General features: G+C 44.1%; 13 protein-coding genes and 1 pseudogene. 2 read left to right on the top strand and 12 right to left on the bottom strand.

Annotated elements, in window-relative coordinates; genetic code table 11:
* Nucleotides 1–5: 5 nt before the first annotated feature.
* The 12 genes and pseudogenes from mraY to leuO form a co-directional block, all read right to left on the bottom strand.
* A complete protein-coding gene (gene mraY, locus Xedl_RS41140) occupies nt 6–1,088 on the bottom strand; it encodes a phospho-N-acetylmuramoyl-pentapeptide-transferase (protein WP_074023002.1) in 1,083 nt (360 codons plus the stop codon).
* On the bottom strand, nt 1,082–2,464 hold the full coding sequence (murF, locus tag Xedl_RS41135; RefSeq protein ID WP_074023001.1) for a UDP-N-acetylmuramoyl-tripeptide--D-alanyl-D-alanine ligase: 1,383 nt from the start codon (nt 2,462–2,464) through the stop codon (nt 1,082–1,084). The genes mraY and murF overlap by 7 nt, the downstream gene beginning before the upstream one ends.
* Complete coding sequence (gene murE / locus Xedl_RS41130; RefSeq protein ID WP_074023000.1) at nt 2,461–3,948, bottom strand: UDP-N-acetylmuramoyl-L-alanyl-D-glutamate--2,6-diaminopimelate ligase; 1,488 nt, start codon at nt 3,946–3,948, stop codon at nt 2,461–2,463. Before murE ends, murF begins: the two co-directional genes overlap by 4 nt.
* Nucleotides 3,935–5,717 (bottom strand): annotated as a pseudogene (locus Xedl_RS41125) (peptidoglycan glycosyltransferase FtsI). The gene murE and the pseudogene Xedl_RS41125 overlap by 14 nt, the downstream one beginning before the upstream one ends.
* Nucleotides 5,718–5,744: 27 nt before the next feature.
* Complete coding sequence (gene ftsL / locus Xedl_RS41120; protein ID WP_074022998.1) at nt 5,745–6,065, bottom strand: cell division protein FtsL; 321 nt, start codon at nt 6,063–6,065, stop codon at nt 5,745–5,747.
* The gene (gene rsmH / locus Xedl_RS41115; RefSeq protein ID WP_074022997.1) at nt 6,062–7,006 is read right to left on the bottom strand and encodes a 16S rRNA (cytosine(1402)-N(4))-methyltransferase RsmH; all 945 of its coding nucleotides are present in this window, start codon (nt 7,004–7,006) and stop codon (nt 6,062–6,064) included. Before rsmH ends, ftsL begins: the two co-directional genes overlap by 4 nt.
* 1 nt (nt 7,007) lies before the next feature.
* Nucleotides 7,008–7,466, bottom strand: coding sequence for a division/cell wall cluster transcriptional repressor MraZ (gene mraZ / locus Xedl_RS41110; protein WP_047767655.1), 459 nt, complete (start codon nt 7,464–7,466; stop codon nt 7,008–7,010).
* 648 nt (nt 7,467–8,114) lie between these two features.
* Nucleotides 8,115–9,122 carry a catabolite repressor/activator gene (gene cra, locus Xedl_RS41105; RefSeq protein WP_074022996.1) on the bottom strand — a complete coding sequence of 336 codons (1,008 nt, stop codon included), beginning with the start codon at nt 9,120–9,122 and terminating at the stop codon, nt 8,115–8,117.
* 88 nt (nt 9,123–9,210) lie between these two features.
* Entirely contained in the window at nt 9,211–9,702 is a 492-nt protein-coding gene (gene ilvN / locus Xedl_RS41100) for an acetolactate synthase small subunit (RefSeq protein ID WP_167366717.1), read from the bottom strand.
* 2 nt (nt 9,703–9,704) lie between these two features.
* Nucleotides 9,705–11,432 (bottom strand): acetolactate synthase 3 large subunit, encoded by a 1,728-nt coding sequence (gene ilvI / locus Xedl_RS41095; protein WP_074022995.1) that lies wholly within the window; start codon nt 11,430–11,432, stop codon nt 9,705–9,707.
* Nucleotides 11,433–11,630: 198 nt separating this feature from the next.
* Nucleotides 11,631–13,466 carry an AMP-dependent synthetase/ligase gene (locus tag Xedl_RS41090; RefSeq protein WP_208605032.1) on the bottom strand — a complete coding sequence of 612 codons (1,836 nt, stop codon included), beginning with the start codon at nt 13,464–13,466 and terminating at the stop codon, nt 11,631–11,633.
* 127 nt (nt 13,467–13,593) lie between these two features.
* Complete coding sequence (leuO, locus tag Xedl_RS41085; RefSeq protein ID WP_074022993.1) at nt 13,594–14,520, bottom strand: transcriptional regulator LeuO; 927 nt, start codon at nt 14,518–14,520, stop codon at nt 13,594–13,596.
* A gap of 867 nt (nt 14,521–15,387) precedes the next feature.
* Between leuO and leuA the strand changes: the two genes are divergently transcribed.
* Both leuA and leuB read left to right on the top strand, forming a co-directional pair.
* Nucleotides 15,388–16,977, top strand: coding sequence for a 2-isopropylmalate synthase (gene leuA, locus Xedl_RS41080; RefSeq protein WP_074022992.1), 1,590 nt, complete (start codon nt 15,388–15,390; stop codon nt 16,975–16,977).
* A gap of 2 nt (nt 16,978–16,979) precedes the next feature.
* Nucleotides 16,980–18,122 (top strand): 3-isopropylmalate dehydrogenase, encoded by a 1,143-nt coding sequence (gene leuB, locus Xedl_RS41075; protein ID WP_074022991.1) that lies wholly within the window; start codon nt 16,980–16,982, stop codon nt 18,120–18,122.
* Nucleotides 18,123–18,859 lie beyond the last annotated feature (737 nt).

The following is an 18,859-nucleotide window of genomic DNA, read 5'->3' as shown; positions in this document are numbered from 1 at the left end:
CATGATTAACGTACCTTCAGCGTTGCCAGACCAATCAACACCAACATCAAAGAAATAATCCAAAAGCGCACGATAACGCGTGGTTCTGGCCAACCTTTCAATTCATAGTGATGGTGAATCGGTGCCATACGGAAAATACGCTGTCCACGCAGTTTGAATGAACCAACCTGCAAGATGACAGACAACGTTTCCACCACAAAAACACCGCCCATGATGATCAGCAGGAACTCCTGGCGCAGCAATACGGCAATGGTTCCCAATGCCCCGCCCAGAGCCAATGAACCGACATCTCCCATAAACACTTGCGCCGGATAAGTGTTAAACCACAAGAAACCCAGCCCAGCACCGACAATCGCAGTACAGACAATCACCAGCTCACCCGCGTGGCTCAAATAAGGGATATGCAGGTAGTTAGCAAAATTCACGTTACCTGTTGCCCATGCCACCAAGGCAAAACCTGCTGCAACCAGTACTGTTGGCATAATGGCAAGGCCATCCAATCCATCAGTCAGGTTTACCGCATTACTGGTTCCTACAATCACAAAATAAGTCAGCAGAATGTAAAGCAAACCCAGTTGCGGCATAACCTCTTTGAAGAATGGCACGACTAATTGGGTTGCAGATGTCTCTTTGCCGATGCTGTACATAACAAATGCGACACCCAGAGCAATAACGGACTGCCAGAAATATTTCCAACGAGCAATTAGCCCTTTGGTGTCTTTACGCACCACTTTGCGGTAATCATCGACAAATCCCACAACGCCATAACCGACTAAAACAAGCAAAACACACCAGACATAGGGATTATCCAAACGCGTCCACAGCAACACAGAGATCGTGATGGAGAACAAAATCAACAATCCTCCCATTGTCGGTGTCCCACGCTTACTAAAATGGGACTCAGGACCGTTATCGCGTACCACCTGGCCTATTTGCAATTTTTGCAGATAAACGATTAATCTTGGTCCCATCCATAGCGCGATGAATAATGCAGTAAGCAAGCCGACGATGGCTCTGAACGTCAAATATGAGAAGACGTTAAAACCGGTGTGATACTTAACCAGATATTCGGCTAGCCAAATTAACATTGGAAGTTCTCCTTCAGCACGTTCACTACCTCTTCCATTGCGGCACTACGTGAACCTTTAATTAATATGGAAATCATTTCGTGTTGTTCCAATAGAGGAAGCAGCGCTGCAACTAATTCAGTCTTGTTCGCGAAATGCTGCCCCCGACCACTCGCGTCACTAATATGGGCACTGAAAGCCCCCACGCTGAGTACTTTATCTATGTTTGTCGATGCCACGGCTTCGCCCACCTCACGATGGCACTGAGTCGTCTGTTCCCCCAACTCGCCCATATCACCAACAACCATGACTCGATAACCGGACATCTGCGCCAGCACATGCGCCGCTGCTATCATGGAGCCGGGATTCGCGTTATAGGTGTCGTCTAATATCATTTTTCCCTCAGTCAGAGGGACAGGAAATAAACGTCCTGCAACTGCTTGTAATCCCGATAGTCCGCTACGAATATCATCCAACGATGCCCCCACAGAAATTGCCAGCGCACTGGCTGCCAATGCATTGGCAACATTGTGTTTTCCCGGCAATGGCAATGTCAGTTCAACACTCCCAATGGGGCTATGGAGGCAAAAGTGTGTTGCCAATGGTTGTTCTAAAATGTCCGTTGGGTAAAAATCCGCTCCCGTTGTTGATGAAGCGGAAAAACGCCATACCGTTTGTTGATCGCTAATGCTGTGCTGCCAATTTTCCCAATCATTGCTATCCAGATTGATAATGGCGGTTCCGGTCGGAGCAAGGCCGGCAAAGATTTCACCTTTTGCCTTTGCCACCCCCGCCAAAGAGCCGAATCCTTCCAAATGGGCAGAAAAGAGGTTATTAACCAATGCACTTTCAGGACGAGCCATTTCAGTGGTGTAAGATATTTCACCGATATGGTTCGCTCCCAGTTCAATTACAGCAAACTGGTGTTCATCAGTAAGCCTGAACAAAGTTAATGGCACCCCAATGTCATTGTTGAAGTTCCCCGCGGTATACAGGGTATTGCCACACTGACGCAGAATCGCTGCCGTCATCTCTTTGACGGATGTTTTACCTGACGAGCCCGTTAAAGCCACAATGCGGGCTTTACTTTGTTGGCGAACCCAACCCGCCAGTTTTCCCATCGCCAGACGCGTGTCTTTAACTACGACCTGAGGACAATCAATCTCCAGACAACAACTAACCAATAAAGCACCAGCGCCCTGCTGTGCTACATCAGCAGCAAAATCATGAGCGTCGAATTTTTCCCCTTGTAAGGCAATAAACAACCCACCACGCACGATCTTACGGCTATCCGTTTCCACCGCATTAATTGGCAAAGTTTCAGCTTGCTGTTCGGTAACGCGATATAACAAGCCACCGGTCAAGTGTGCTAATTGCTGTAAGGTCAGAGGGATCATGCAATTACCTCCAGCAAACGCGCAACGGTCAGGCGATCTGAGTAATCCAAACGACGATTGCCAACCAATTGATAATCTTCATGACCTTTGCCGGCCACAAGAACCACATCGTCTTCATTTGCCTGCATAATGGCACTGGTGACGGCCTCAACCCGCCCATGAATCGCCGTCGCCTGTCCTGGGTCGATGAATCCTTGTAGGATATCAGCCACAATTGACTGCGGCTCTTCACTGCGAGGATTATCATCAGTGACAATCACACGATCAGCGCCCTGCTCTGCAATGCCCCCCATTAATGGACGCTTGCCTTTGTCGCGATCACCGCCACAACCAAATACACACCAAAGTCGCCCTTTACAGTGCAGGCGAGCCGCAGATAAGGCTTTTTCCAACGCATCAGGCGTGTGGGCATAATCAACCACAACCGTCGGACGACCAGCAGCAGAGAAAACTTCCATACGTCCACAAACGGGCTTCAGGCAAGAAGCCGTCGATAACAGTTTTTCCAGGGGATAGTCCAGGGACAACAAAGTTGTGAGCGCCAATAGTAAGTTACTCACATTAAACGCCCCCATAAGAGGGCTATCGAACGTTCCATTTCCCCAACTGGAATTAAATGTGATGGAAGCCCCTTTGTCGTGATAATGCACCTCACTGGCCGATAACCAACGTCCCGGCCAATTTTCTGGCAAGTTATTTTCCATTGAGACAGCCACTGCATCCGGCAGACGAGACAACCACTTCTGCCCAACAGTATCATCAGCATTAATGATTTTCTGCTTTACATCATGGTCACTGAACAGTCGCCATTTGGCATCTTGGTAATTTTCCATATCACCATGATAATCAAGGTGATCACGGCTTAAATTAGTAAAAATAGCCGCCTGAAATGGCAGTGCTGCGACTCTTCCCTGAACCAAACCATGTGAAGAAACTTCCATCGCAACAAAAGTGGCATTTTTGTTAGCAAGCTGCTGTAAATCAAGCTGAATATCAACCGCAGAGCCAGTCGTATTTTCGCCGGGGACTATCATACCCAGCAAACCATTTCCGACGGTTCCCATCACGGCACTGGTTTCGCCAAGCCCCTGGCTCCATTGTGCCAATAATTGTGTTGTTGTTGTTTTCCCGTTGGTGCCAGTCACACCAATCAATTTCAGTTTATTGCCGGGATGTTGGTAAAACTCGCCGGCCAACTTGGATAATTTGCTATTTAAATTATCCAGATAGATAACAGGCACACCGTGCATTTTCTGCACAGTGCCGTTATCCGCTTTTCCCTTCGCTTCTGCAATCACCGCAGCAACACCTTGAGCGATGGCTTGAGGAATATACTTTCGACCGTCTGTTTGATGCCCTTGAACCGCAACAAACAGATCTCCGGCAGCCGCCTTACGGCTATCCAATGTCATTTCGCGCAGCGGAAGCTCCGGTGTATCAACACCCCACGGAGACAATAAATCGCGCAAATTACGATCTGCCACTTTTATCCTCTTTATTTATTAATCACAAATTCGTTTTTATCGCCTACAGGCAATGCATCTGGTTCAACATTCATGGTACGCAGGACACCACTCATGATTGTGCCGAAGATAGGCGCCGCAACTGCACCGCCATAATATTTGCCTGCTTGTGGATCATTAATGATCACAACCAGTGAAAACCGTGGATTACTCGCCGGTGCAATTCCGGCAGTATAAGAAATATGCTTATTATTGAGATATCTGCCATCCGGCCCGACTTTTCTTGCCGTCCCCGTTTTAACGGCAATGCGATAACCTTTTATCGCTGCCCGTACACCGCCTCCCCCTGGTAATGCCACACTCTCCATCATGTGCACCACGGTCCGCATAACAGTTTCAGGAAACACTCTGGTGCCCGGTACGGGAGGATCGACTTTGGTAATTGACAATGGGCGATAAATGCCCAGACTGCCTATCGTTGCATAGACTCGTGCTAACTGTAACGGCGTTACCATTAGCCCGTAGCCGAAAGAAAAGGTGGCCCTATCAAGATCTGACCACCGTTGTTTATTAGTTGGAAATAAGCCACTACTTTCTCCGACCAGCCCCAAATTGGTCGGTTTTCCCATCCCAAAGCGTGAATAAACATTTACCACCTCTGAGGCAGGCATCGCTAACGCCAGCTTGGAAACACCAACGTTACTCGACTTCTGTAAGATACCGGTGATAGTTAACTCAGGGCGTGGCGCAACATCTTTAATTTCATGCCCCCGCGATCCATACGTTACTCGGTATGGTCTGGTATCTAACACCGTATTCTCTTTGACAATGCCACTATTCAGTGCGCTCATCACCACCAGCGGCTTCACCGTGGAACCAGGCTCAAAAATATCGGTGATGGCACGGTTACGCATCGCATCTTTCGGCGTTCCAGCCAAATTATTGGGGTTATAAGATGGGCTGTTTGCCATCGCCAACACTTCGCCAGTATTGACATCAACCAATACGGCTGAACCTGATTCGGCTTGGTTCAGTGCAACCGCTTTCGTCAATTCGCGATACACCAGCGTCTGAAGGCGCTCATCTATGCTGAGCGTCAAATCGTGAGCAGCCCGGCTATCTGTCGATGAAATATCCTCAATAACACGCCCTGTCCGATCTTTACGAACAGTTCGGCTTCCCGGCATGCCGGTCAGCCAATTATCAAAGCTCTTTTCAACGCCCTCAATACCGGCACCGTCAATATTAGTGACCCCAATAATATGCGCTGTCACCTGCCCTGCCGGATAATAACGGCGGGATTCCTGACGCAAATAGATACCAGGTAGCCTCAATTTCTCGACATAATCGCCGATAGACGTATTCACTTGACGAGCAAGGTAAACAAAACGCCCCTTGGGATATTCGTTAATTTTGCTGGTTAATTGTTCAAGAGGGATGGAAAGGGCATCAGCCAAAGCCTGCCAATGAGTGTCATTTGTGATGCCGCCTCTTTCAAACACTTCTTTAGGGTCTGCCCAGACCGCATCAACAGGCACACTCACTGCCAGTGGACGCCCATTGCGATCATTAATCATGCCTCTGGCAGTCGGGACAGATTGGATACGCAGAGAACGCGAATCACCTTCTTTTACCAAACGATCAGGATTGATGATCTGCAAATAGGCAACACGAATCAAAAGCCCGATTAAAGCAACCCCAATGCCTCCACATAGCAAGGCAAAACGCCAGCTTACAAAACTTGCTTTATCTTCTTGCTTTTTCAACTTTAAAGAGCGTGCAGCTTTCATCGCCCACCTTTTGGTTGTCAACTGGACTTATTGAGTGATCACAATATTCTCTTTACTTGGATCAACGTGTTGCATCTGCAATTTTTCAGTCGCAATCCGTTCAACCCGACTGTGATCACCCAGTGCGTTCTCTTCAAGGAGCAGATTACGCCACTCAATATCCTGAGCATCAAGCTGGATCACTTGACGCTCTTTTTCCGCAGTCAATAAGCGGGTCTGATGTGTGACCGTCACAACGCTGATGGCTGACACTACAACGGCTACCAGCAAAATCAGCGGGAGTTTGGCATTACGAATTAAATCGCTAGCAATCACTCCAACTAACCCATGACGTTCACCAGCCATCATTCACTCACCTTTTCAGCAAACCGCAAAACCGAGCTCCGCGCTCTTGGGTTTGTGGCTACTTCACCCTCTGAGGGTTTCATTTTGCCAATGGATTTCAGACTTCTTCCCCCCAGCGTTTTTAACTGCGCTTCCGTGAGAGGCAAACCGACTGGAACCTGTGGCCCCTGACTGTGTTGTCGGATAAAGCGTTTCACTATGCGATCTTCCAACGAGTGGAAACTGATGACAGATAATCGCCCTTGTGGTGCCAGAACGCGTAGTGCACCCTCTAATGCACGTTCTATCTCTTCCAGTTCACTGTTAATGTAAATCCTGATAGCCTGAAAGCTGCGTGTTGCCGGATGCTTATGCTTTTCTTTAATTGGACTTGCCTGAGCAATTAACTCTGCCAGCTCACGCGTACGCGTAATCGGTTGTTCCTGATTGCGTGCCACAATAGCCTTCGCAATACGTTTGGCAAAACGTTCTTCACCAAATGTTTTTAACACCCATGCGATGTCATCTGCTTCAGCCTTCATCAACCACTCTGCAGCAGACTGCCCCCGTGTGGTATCCATACGCATATCCAATGGCCCATCACGCATAAATGAAAAACCACGTTCAGGATCATCCAGTTGTGGGGAAGAAACCCCTAAATCCAGCAATACGCCATTAATTTTTCCAACCAGACCCGCCTCTTCTACATAAGTTGCCAATTCAGAAAATGGCCCATGAGTAATAGAAAAACGCTTGTCCGTAATGGCCTTTGACGCTTCAATGGCTTGTGGGTCACGATCGATCGCCATTAAATGTCCATTGGGTCCCAATTTCGACAAAATCAGGCGAGAATGCCCTCCGCGCCCAAACGTTCCATCGATATAAATTCCATCTTCTTGAATATTCAATCCATTGACAGCTTCATCCAGCAGTACACTGGTATGCTCAAAATGACTATTTGCCATGTTATAGTGATAAATCCTGTAGCCTTGCTGATAGAGGTTCTTGTGTGGATTGCTCAACCGCAATATCATCCTGTACCTGTTGATACCAAACTTGTTCATCCCACAATTCAAATTTATTAAATTGCCCAACCAGCATGACCTCTTTTGTTAGCCCTGCGTGCTGACGCAGTGTGCTGGCTAATAAAAGACGTCCTGCACTGTCCATTTGACATTCACTGGCGTGTCCCAATAGCAAACGTTGAACACGACGTTCGGCTGGATTCATGCTGGATAAGCGAGATAATTTTTTTTCGATGATTTCCCATTCGGGTAATGTATAAAGCAACAAGCACGGCTGATGAAGATCAATAGTACAAACCATTTGGCCTGTTGATACTTCATTCAGCATTTCTCTATATCGGGCTGGTACAGTAAGTCGCCCTTTGCTATCGAGATTAACCAGCGTTGCTCCACGAAACATACTCAGGTTACCCCTTGATGGCCCAAATCTCCACATTATCCCACAAATCACCACAATTAAGAGTTTACGGATGGTATGAAAACCTTGTCAAGCCAGAGCCCGTGCGCTTTAGCTAGATTTACAGAAAGATTCGGGAGAGAAAAAGAAGGAATTTCTAGATTTGGCTATATTAATAATAGATAACACTATGATAATTTTGAATAATTTAATAAATCTGTAGCGAGCCTTATTGGGGATTGAATTTAGTACAATTAATTACCACTTAAATTAATTTATGTAACCCATATCTCATTGTTGCTCAATTGTTACTCGTCATAAACTTATTAATAATAACTATCCATTTGGGTTACAATAGTATAAAAAATAATAACATATTGAAATTTTGTATTTATCTAAAAACATAAAATGATTATATATCAATTAAGTAAAAAAATAACTCTCAAACAACAAATAACTTACATAAATAATAACTCGCTATCACAAAATTATTCATCTTGTGAATTTAAATAACACATTATCGATTTTCACGGTTATAAAAAGCCATTTAGAAGAATTTTAGTAAGAATAATCTCAAAATTACCTTAATGCGCGTATTTTGATGATGTTAAGCAGGTAAACAGCACCCTCATCTTTAATGAGGGTGCTCAATTAGGCTTTTCGACTTAACTTACCACGACGACATAGATGACGACGCATTCGGGTTATTCCGGGGGTTGGACGCTGCTTTTCATCCAAACTGGCTAATACCAGTTCAAGGGCACGTTCAGCGACATCACGATGGCGTTGTGCCACCGACAATACCGGACATTCAAGGAAATCAAGTAACTCATGATCACCAAATGTGGCAATAACCAATTGACTTGGTAACCGACCACCGCGCTTGAGAAGCGTATCCATGACGCCCTGAAGTAACGCAAATGAAGTCGTATACAAAGCCTGAGGAACAGGATTAGTTTCCAACCATAACGCAAATACTTCTGCCGCAGCTTCACGTTCATAGCTATTGGCATAAAGATAGTTGACTTCCCGTGGATCATGTTCCCACGCTTCGCGGAAACCTTGTTCACGCAAAAAACTGACCGATAATTCAGGTAATGCTCCCAAATAAAGGACAGATTCAGCCGGAAATTGACGCAACTCCTGTGCCAGCATTTTCGCATCTTCGAGATCATCTCCAACCACACTGATAAAGTGTTCGCTGTCCAAGGCACGGTCAAGTGCGATGATTGGCAATGAGCGATTCACCCAACGCTGGTAGAAAGGATGCTCAGGCGGTAAAGCGGTAGAAACAATGATCGCATCAACCTGACGTTGCAAAAGATGTTCAACGCAGCGCATTTCATTATCTGGCTGATCTTCCGAACAGGCGATCAACAACTGGTAGCCACGTTGCCGTGCCTGACGTTCAAGATAATTGGCAATACGGGTGTAGCTCGTATTTTTCAGGTCGGGTATGACTAAACCAATTGAACGGGTTCGCCCCGCCCGAAGGCCAGCAGCGACAGCATTAGGATGATAATTATGCTCCTTAACCACTGCCATCACTTTTTCTACTGTTTTATCACTGACCCGATACTGTTTGGCTTTACCATTGATGACATAACTGGCCGTAGTACGTGAAACACCAGCTAAGCGGGCGATCTCATCCAGTTTCACATTAACCCCTCAGTAAGATTATGAAAAAGCCCTACTTTACAGTAGGGCTCAATGAATATCTGTATTTTAACCCGCAGATTACGATTTTTCATCGCATAATTTTATCGCCGCGAGAGACTCCAACTATGCCCGAACGCGCCACTTCGACGATCTCCGCCACTTCCCTGACTGAATCAAGAAAAGCGTCCAATTTTTCACTCGTCCCCACTAATTGGACGGTATAGAGTGTTGCAGTCACATCAACGATCTGCCCGCGAAAAATATCGGTGCTGCGTTTAATCTCTTCCCGCGCGTATCCACTGGCTTGTAATTTTACCAGCATGATTTCCCGCTCAACATGAGGCCCTGCTGTTAATTCATTGACCCGCAATACATCTACCAATTTATGCAATTGCTTTTCAATTTGTTCCAATACCTTGGCATCACCTTTGGTTTGGATAGTCACACGTGACAATGTGGGATCTTCAGTAGGAGCAACGGTCAAGCTCTCGATGTTATAACCCCGTTGGGAAAACAAGCCAACCACGCGGGATAATGCTCCCGATTCGTTTTCAAGTAATACAGACAAAATCCGGCGCATGATCAGGTCCTCTCTGTTTTGCTTAACCACATTTCATCCATTGCTCCGCCTCGGATCTGCATTGGATAAACATGTTCTGTTTCGTCAACGGTAACATCCACGAAAACCAGACGTTGATTTTCAGTGACTTCATGCAGTGCCTGGGTCAATTTCGTCTCCAACTCATCATAAGTTTGGATGGAGACACCAATATGCCCATAAGACTCTGCCAATTTGACGAAATCAGGCAGGGATTCCATGTAGGATTGAGAATGACGACCCGCGTATATCATATCCTGCCATTGCTTCACCATCCCCAAGAAACGGTTATTCAGATTCAGCACCAGCACAGGCAGACCATATTGCAAAGCAGTAGACAATTCTTGAATATTCATCTGAATACTGCCATCCCCTGTTACACATACTACCGTGGCTTCAGGTTTCGCCAACTTCACGCCAAGCGCAGCAGGCAAGCCAAACCCCATCGTCCCTAAACCACCAGAATTGATCCAACGTCGCGGTTTATCAAAGGGATAATGCAGAGCGGCAAACATCTGATGCTGACCAACATCTGACGCAATGTAGGCGTCCCCTTTGGTTAGGCGATAAAGGGTTTCAATGACCGCTTGTGGCTTGATTTTCGCTGTCGTGTGATCGTAATCAAGACACTTGCGGCTGCGCCACTGTTCAATCGCAAGCCACCAATCTTTCAGGGCATCAGGATCTTGGGTATCTTCCGTAGAATCCAATAATTCCAACATCTGACCAAGGACCTGTTTGGCATCGCCAACAATAGGAATATCCGCTGTTACCGTTTTTGAAATTGAAGTTGGATCGATATCAATATGTAATACGGTTGCTTCGGGGCAATATTTTTCCAGATTATTGGTTGTTCGATCGTCAAAACGCACACCCACGGCAAAAATAACATCAGAGTTGTGCATCACTTTATTCGCTTCAAACGTTCCGTGCATCCCCAGCATGCCTAAGCTTTGGCGATGTGTTGCAGGAAATGCACCTAATCCCATCAACGAACTGACGACCGGAAGGTGAAAATGTTCAGCCAACTTCAACAGTTCAGTTGTACATGCTGAATTTATGGCACCACCCCCGACATAAACCACGGGTTTTTTTGCCCTCATCAGCGTCTTCAATACACGTTTAATTTGTCCCTTGTGTCCCTGCACGGTAGGGTTATAAGAGCGCATGGTAATTTTTTCAGGGTACACATACGGGAATTTCAATGCAGGGTTGACGGTATCTTTGGGAAAATCGATAACAACAGGCCCCGGCCGACCACTTGCAGCCAGGTAAAAAGCTTTTTTAATTGTATTTGGGATATCTTCTGCTTTTTTCACCAGAAAACTATGCTTCACGATGGGTCGGGAAATTCCCACCATATCGCACTCCTGAAAAGCATCATTACCTATCAGGGAACTGGCAACCTGACCAGATAACACGACCATAGGAATTGAATCCATATATGCCGTTGCAATGCCCGTAACGGCATTCGTTGCTCCTGGCCCTGAGGTGACTAAAACAACCCCGACTTTTCCCGTACTACGCGCGTACCCATCCGCCATATGAACAGCCCCCTGTTCATGGCGCACTAAAATATGTTCGATTCCCCCAATCGTATGCAGGGCATCATAAATATCCAGTACCGCCCCGCCCGGATAACCGAACACGTGTTCAACGCCCTGATCGATTAGCGATCTGACAACCATTTCGGCTCCTGACAACATCTCCATCGAGTTTGCCTCCAGGCTCTGTTTGCAAGTTAATCGTCGTAATTTCATAAGGTAACGAAAAAGTTACCTTATTTATTCCATTTCTTATTTATTCCATAACGCTAAGTTAACTAACATAACGTTAGATACAAGTGTTAGCAAACATCAATTTACATATTGAAAACATTTATTGAAGAAGAGTCGAACTTTTGCCTATTTTCAATCCCGATACATAGATTCAATTTCGCGCTGATAATGCTGAGAAATAACCTTGCGGCGTAATTTCAATGTCGGCGTTAATTCTCCTTTTTCCATTGAAAAGGCTTCCGGCAAAAGAGTAAATCGTTTGACTTGATGGAATTTGACAATATTTTTCTGCATTTCCTTTAAGCGCCGTTCAAACAACGCTATAACCTGCTGATTGTGCAGCAGTTCAAGGCGGTCGCGGTAATGGAGATTAAGAGATTTCGCGTACTCTTCCAGTGCTTCATAGCTGGGGACAATCAACGCAGAAACGAATTGGCGGGCATCAGCAATAACGGCAATATGTTCAATAAAACGATCCTGCCCCAACATCCCTTCAATCATTTGTGGCGCAATATATTTACCTGTTGACGTTTTCATCAAATCTTTCAGACGCTCGGTAATAAACAGATGACCATTATCATCCAACCTTCCGGCGTCGCCTGTCCGCAACCAGCCATCCTCCGTAAAGGCATGGACTGTTTCCTCTGGGCGATTAAAGTAACCTTTCATTACAATAGAGCCACGCACCTGGATCTCCCCTTCCGCACTAATGCGAACATCAATCCCAGGCAATGGCGTACCAATTGAGCCTAACAGATAATTTTTTTCTTCCCAGCACGACACCGTCGCGCAAGTTTCTGTCATGCCGTATCCATATTTAATGTTGAGGCCAATAGACAGGAAAAAACGGGTAATGGCATCATCAAGGCGTGCTCCCGCTACTGGTAAGAAACGTACCCGTCCGCCCAAAAGGTTGCGGAGTTTGCTCAACACCAATTTGTCAGCCAATTGATAACTACAGCGAGTGAATGGGCATCCTTTTTTATTCTTCTGCTGACGCCCCCAGCGCTCTTCTCCCCGCTTCAATGCCCAGTGAAAAATCATCCTACGCCAAAAAGGCGCGCGGGAAACTTTTTCTAAGATCGCACCATGAACTTTTTCATAAAAACGGGGAACAGAACACATCACCGTCGGATGCACATCAGACATAGCTTCACGCACAAGATTGGTTTCTGTTAAATAAACGTTCAGGGCGCCAGTGTGCATGACATAATAACTCCAGGCCCGCTCAAAAATATGGGATAGTGGCAGAAAACAGAGTGATACATCCTGATTGGTCAATGTTAACCTCTGGTCATGCAGATAAAGCTGTGCCGCCATATTCCGGTAATCCAGCATCACCCCTTTTGGCTCTCCCGTTGTACCAGAGGTATAGATTAGGGTGAAAAGGTCATTTAAATCCTGCCCCGCAATACGGCTATTAAATTCTGCCTGATATTGCGAATAGTCATTATCAATCAAAGCGGATAAATACAATGCCTGCGGACATCCTTTCAAGTCCACAGATTCATCCATAATAATAAGATGAGTAAGTTTAGGACACCGTTCGATCAGTGTTATGGCAATATCATATTGTTCCTGCCCACCAACAAATAACACCTCTACTGCTGCATCATTGAGAATAAATGTGGCCTGCTCACAAGTATTGGTCGCATACAATGGCACAGTCACAGCCCGAAGCTGAAGGATAGCTAAATCAGCTAATGACCATGCCATACAATTCTGCGCAAAAATACCCACTTTCCCCTGCACTGCTACTCTCAATGACAGTAATGCTTTTGCCACCGATCTCGTTGTGCATTCAATCTGTCGCCAATTCATTTCCAACTGTTCTGATGGAGACCACTGCCGAAAGGCAACTTTTTCTGGATATTCATTGAATTGCTGCTGCAATCGGTTAACCAAGTGATAGGAGTGCAGAGGATCTGTTATCACAATATATTCCTGTATCAATATTTCATTTAGCATCTTTAGTAAGTGTATGACCTACTTTTCAGCTTACAGATGTTAGCTATTTCCGCGCAGTCTACTCATTCCTGGTAAAAGGGGGAAGTCCATTTTTGATATCTTCTCCCCTGCTCTACTTTACTGTGATCTATTTTTGTTCACCAAGATGACTTAATAGTGATTTCATCCACTGATGGCCTTTATCCCGATCTATTGCACCATGCCATATCAAATAACAAGGACGAAAAATCGGACCATTAGGCAAAGATACTGAACAGATATTTAGCTGTTCGGAATAGTGTTCAACCATCCATTTTGGTACTATGGCAACTAAATAAGTCTGAGAGACAATATTAAGAACGCTATTTAAATCCGTTCCCTGATAAGAAATAGAACGCAATAATTCATTATTTTCATAGTAAGGTTTACTAAATGAATCTATGTTATCCAATGCAACGATGGCATGTCTTTCTTCCTGCAATTGCTGCTGAGTAATTTCCTTACTAATTCTAGGATGATGTTTAGAAACAGCCAAAACCAATTCATCATTAAACAGAGAATAATTATGAAAATTAGGGCATTCCAATTGGTTATAACTGATAACAAATTCTATTTCCTGATACTTTAATTGCTTCTCAATATCATCATTAATTTGTGTTTTAATGACAATTTCGATATTAGAAGCCTGTTTTTTTATCTGCCCAACAATTTGAGCAGCTAAACGAATATCAAGGGGACTACAAATAGAGAGATGAAATACCCTTGTACTCTTGTTGGGATCAAATCCCACGCCAGGTAGTTCATTATGAACAATTTGCAGTGCTTGCCTAAGTGGTCCAAAAAGCTGTTTTGCCCTCGCCGTTGGCTGAATACCTCGACCATAACGAACAAATAACTCATCACCGAACATCGTTTTCAAACGCGATACAGCATTACTGACAGCCGGTTGTGACATTCCCAATGCCTGAGCTGCACGTGTAATATTCTGCATTTGCATGACAGTATCAAAAACAGTCAGCAAATTAAGATCCACACCCCGCAATTGAATATCACACGATTCTTTTTTTTCTGTCATTATTTCACTCCACTAAACATAGCAGTGTCCTCATTAAATATGAATATTGACTGTATTTAAATAAAAAATCTCAATATCATAAACAGCCTTATCCATTAATAAGATTAATTATCCAAATTTATTAGAAAATAAATCAAGATTCATTCTTGTACAAAAACCAAAATACGCATAACCAATGCATTTTTATCTACGTAATCGTAATATTTTTATAGGAATAAATATTAATTTTTTATATATAAATAGCAATAACTAAAATTACACTAATGACTTGTACCGCAAACAATTAGCCAATAATGAAATTCAAATCTATCAAAATACAATTTATTAATATTCTATATGGTTATGATTTCTTAACCTAAAGCACGGTGGTTAACATCCATCTATCCTTGTTCCAGAGAAATAAGGTTGACTGTATAAAATAACAGGCATCTCATTTATTATCCATCAGGGCAGGATTTTACTCCATATATTGATACAAAAAATAGATAAAAACATCGCTAAAAATGTAAAAAATAGTCACCCAACTCAACAATTGCTCAATAAACAATCCAAAATTCGCACAATCTACGCTAAATTCGTATTTATACTGCTTGACATTATTTTTTAGATAAAGTATCTATAAAATACATTAACAATTAAAACTAAATTAACAAATTTACAAAGGTTAGCTCACATGATTCATTCTGTTCTTCTACTAAGCCTACTAATGATCGCCTTTAATGCGCGCGGTATGCTGGTAGGTAAAAAACAGGGATAAGTTAACCTACATCAGACATAAAAACCCGCGCCATGCGCGGGTTTTTTTTACCTGCCGGCGCTCAAAAATAAATAAATCCCATTTACCAAACTAATTAACAGGAGCACAACATGAGCCAGCAAGTTATTATCTTCGATACGACGTTACGTGATGGAGAACAGGCATTACAAGCTAGCCTGAGTGTGAAAGAGAAACTGCAAATCGCTTATGCACTGGAAAGGCTGGGAGTTGATGTTATTGAAGCGGGTTTTCCAGTTTCTTCTCCGGGAGATTTTGAATCAGTTCAAACCATCGCCCGTGAAATCAAGAACAGTCGTATCTGTGCCTTATCCCGCTGTGTTGACAAAGATATTGATGTCGCGGCCGAAGCCCTGAAAGTCGCTGAAGCCTTCCGCCTGCATATGGTACTGGCTACCTCAAATCTGCACGTCGAACATAAATTAAAAAGAACCTTTGATGATGTTGTAGAAATGGCGGTTCGCTCTATCAAACGGGCACGCAACTACACCGATGATGTTGAATTTTCCTGTGAGGATGCCGGTCGTACAGATATCGATAATTTGTGCAAAATTGTCGAACAAGCCATCAAAGCGGGCGCAACCACCGTCAACATTCCAGACACGGTTGGTTACACAACGCCTTACCAGTTTGGCGGCATTATACGTACATTATTTAATCGCGTACCCAATATTGATAAAGCGATTATTTCAGTCCACTGCCACGACGACTTAGGCATGTCTGTCGCTAACTCCATTACAGCCATTCAGGAAGGGGCTCGTCAAATAGAGGGCACTATCAATGGATTAGGAGAACGCGCAGGTAACTGTTCACTGGAAGAAGTGATCATGACGATCAAAACACGCCAGCAAATGTTAGGTGTGCATACCAATATCAACCATCAAGAAATTTACCGTACCAGTCAATTAGTTAGCCAAATTAGTAATACACCGATCCCCGCTCATAAAGCCGTTGTTGGCAGTAATGCGTTTTCCCATTCATCCGGCATTCATCAGGATGGTGTGCTGAAAAATCGTGAAACTTACGAGATCATGACGCCAGAATCCATCGGCCTGAAAGATACCCAGTTGAACCTGACTTCACGTTCTGGACGTGCCGCAGTGAAACACCGTATGACAGAAATGGGCTATCAAGAGAGTGACTACGATCTGGATGTACTGTATCAGGCATTCTTGAAATTGGCAGACAAAAAAGGACAGGTGTTTGATTACGATTTGGAAGCCTTAGTGTTTATCAATCAACAGCAACAAGAACATGAACACTTCCGTCTGGACTATTTCAGTATTCAGTCAGGCTCTAATGTTGTACCTACTGCAACCGTTCGTCTGGCCTGCGGAGATGAAATCAAATCTGAAGCCTCAACGGGCAATGGGACTGTTGATGCTATCTATCAGGCTATCAACCGCATTACCGGTTACCCTCTGGAATTAATTTCTTATCAATTATCCGGTAAGGGGCATGGTAAAGATGCTCTCGGTCAGGTTGACATTATCGTGGAGTGTTTTGGCCGCCGTTTCCACGGAGTAGGTTTGGAAACTGACATTATTGGCTCCTCTGCCAAGGCAATGATCCATGTTCTGAATAATATCTGGCAGGCAGAGCAAGTAGAAAAAGAGAAACAACGTATCTCCCAAAACAGCAATACTCACGCTCATCGGAACAACAAAAAGGAAACGGTATAATCATGACTTCAAGCCAATCTATTTCAAATGACACGATCCCAGGCAAACAAGAAACTCAGCATTGCCACATTGCTGTTTTACCTGGTGATGGCATTGGCCCTGAAGTGATGAAGCAAGCCTACAAAGTGTTGGATGCCATCCGTCATCGTTTTAATATCCGTATCACAACCAGCGAATATGATGTGGGAGGGATTGCTATTGATCGTCATGGCACGCCTTTGCCTCAAGAAACAATTGCCGGTTGCGAAAAAGCTGACGCTATTCTATTTGGCTCCGTAGGTGGCCCGCAATGGGAACATCTGCCACCCGCCGAACAGCCAGAACGAGGGGCATTATTGCCATTGCGCAAGTATTTTAAATTATTCAGCAACTTACGACCAGCCCGCTTATATGCAGGCTTAGAATCTTTTTGTCCGCTTCGCCATGATATTGCCGCCAAAGGCTTTGATATTTTGTGCGTCCGTGAGCTGACAGGCGGAATTTATTTTGGGCAACCCAAAGGGCGCGAAGGTGAAGGGAAATATGAGCGTGCTTTTGATACCGAAATTTATCATCGTTTCGAGATAGAACGGATAGCGCGTATTGCTTTTGAATCTGCGCGCAAACGCCGCCATAAGGTCACTTCGATTGATAAAGCGAATGTTTTGCAAAGCTCCGTGCTATGGCGTGAAGTCGTTGGCAAAATCGCCAAAGATTATCCTGACGTTACCATCGAACATATGTATATCGATAATGCCACCATGCAGTTGATCAAAAATCCCGCCCAATTTGACGTTCTATTATGCTCCAATATTTTTGGCGATATTTTATCCGATGAGTGCGCTATGATCACGGGTTCAATGGGAATGTTGCCTTCTGCCAGCCTGAATGAAAAAGGTTTTGGCTTATATGAACCTGCTGGTGGTTCAGCCCCTGACATTGCCGGTAAAAATATCGCTAACCCAATAGCCCAGATATTATCCACAGCACTGTTGCTGCGCTATAGCTTTGGACACCTTGATGCCGCTGATGCTATTGAACGGGCGATCAGCCACGCTTTAGAACAAGGTTATCGTACCGCAGATCTCGCAGGTAATGACACAGCGGTCAGTACCGATGAAATGGGCGACATCATTGCACGTTATATCACCGAAGAAGTTTGGTAAAGGGAAACATAGCCATTTAAAAAAGCCAGTAACATAGCTTACTGGCTGGTAAAAAATATCATGACTCCCCAAAAATTGGGGCTGGTGCAAATTATGGGGATAAACGCATCGTGTGAGGAGCAAAAATGAACACTTTTGGATGGGTTGATGTTAAATCTGCGTGGATTACGTCTCCAGACGGATAATTCACAGGAAAAGCTAAAGTTATAAACATTTATTGTCTGGCCAGAACCATTTTATTCACTTTTTCTGTGGATATGTATGTGAAAAAGAGCGGGGTAAAACGGGTATACTTTTATTACATATTTTTACACTCTCTATAGGAGTAAATGGATATTTATTATTTTTCAATATATTAATATATTTTATACCCCTTTTGACATGGCATATCACTGATGAAAATTTTTAGACCTCCTCATACTGAGCAAACATTAACCATAGATGATTTTATCCACAGGATATGCCTTTTAGTTAAACAAAAATCGCCTATCTTTGTAGAAAACATCATTCATTAGCGCTGTAAATCAAACCAGTGATCTCACTTTTTATCACTTATCCCATAAATCTGTGGATAACATGGTGTAAGATCCTGTTTATTATCTTTGGGAACAGGTGAACAATCATAACGAGTCTATTTTTAATGCAGGAAATAACCATGAAAAGATCTTTTATATCATGCTATTATCAAAGAGTTCAGGCTAATGATAAATTAATAATGATTTTACGCAATCCGTGCG

Source organism: Xenorhabdus eapokensis (assembly GCF_001908105.1).
The sequence above is the reverse complement of the archived record's forward strand: the minus strand, read 5'-3'. Positions and strand labels throughout refer to the sequence as shown.

Coding starts and splice junctions, on each gene's coding strand:
- ilvI (WP_074022995.1), bottom strand. CDS start 11,432: ATGGAGATGTTGTCAGGAGCCGAAATGGTTGTCAGATCGCTAATCGAT.
- leuA (WP_074022992.1), top strand. CDS start 15,388: ATGAGCCAGCAAGTTATTATCTTCGATACGACGTTACGTGATGGAGAA.
- mraY (WP_074023002.1), bottom strand. CDS start 1,088: ATGTTAATTTGGCTAGCCGAATATCTGGTTAAGTATCACACCGGTTTT.
- leuO (WP_074022993.1), bottom strand. CDS start 14,520: ATGACAGAAAAAAAAGAATCGTGTGATATTCAATTGCGGGGTGTGGAT.
- mraZ (WP_047767655.1), bottom strand. CDS start 7,466: ATGTTTCGTGGAGCAACGCTGGTTAATCTCGATAGCAAAGGGCGACTT.
- Xedl_RS41090 (WP_208605032.1), bottom strand. CDS start 13,466: ATGCTAAATGAAATATTGATACAGGAATATATTGTGATAACAGATCCT.
- rsmH (WP_074022997.1), bottom strand. CDS start 7,006: ATGGCAAATAGTCATTTTGAGCATACCAGTGTACTGCTGGATGAAGCT.
- murF (WP_074023001.1), bottom strand. CDS start 2,464: ATGATCCCTCTGACCTTACAGCAATTAGCACACTTGACCGGTGGCTTG.
- leuB (WP_074022991.1), top strand. CDS start 16,980: ATGACTTCAAGCCAATCTATTTCAAATGACACGATCCCAGGCAAACAA.
- ilvN (WP_167366717.1), bottom strand. CDS start 9,702: ATGCGCCGGATTTTGTCTGTATTACTTGAAAACGAATCGGGAGCATTA.
- ftsL (WP_074022998.1), bottom strand. CDS start 6,065: ATGATGGCTGGTGAACGTCATGGGTTAGTTGGAGTGATTGCTAGCGAT.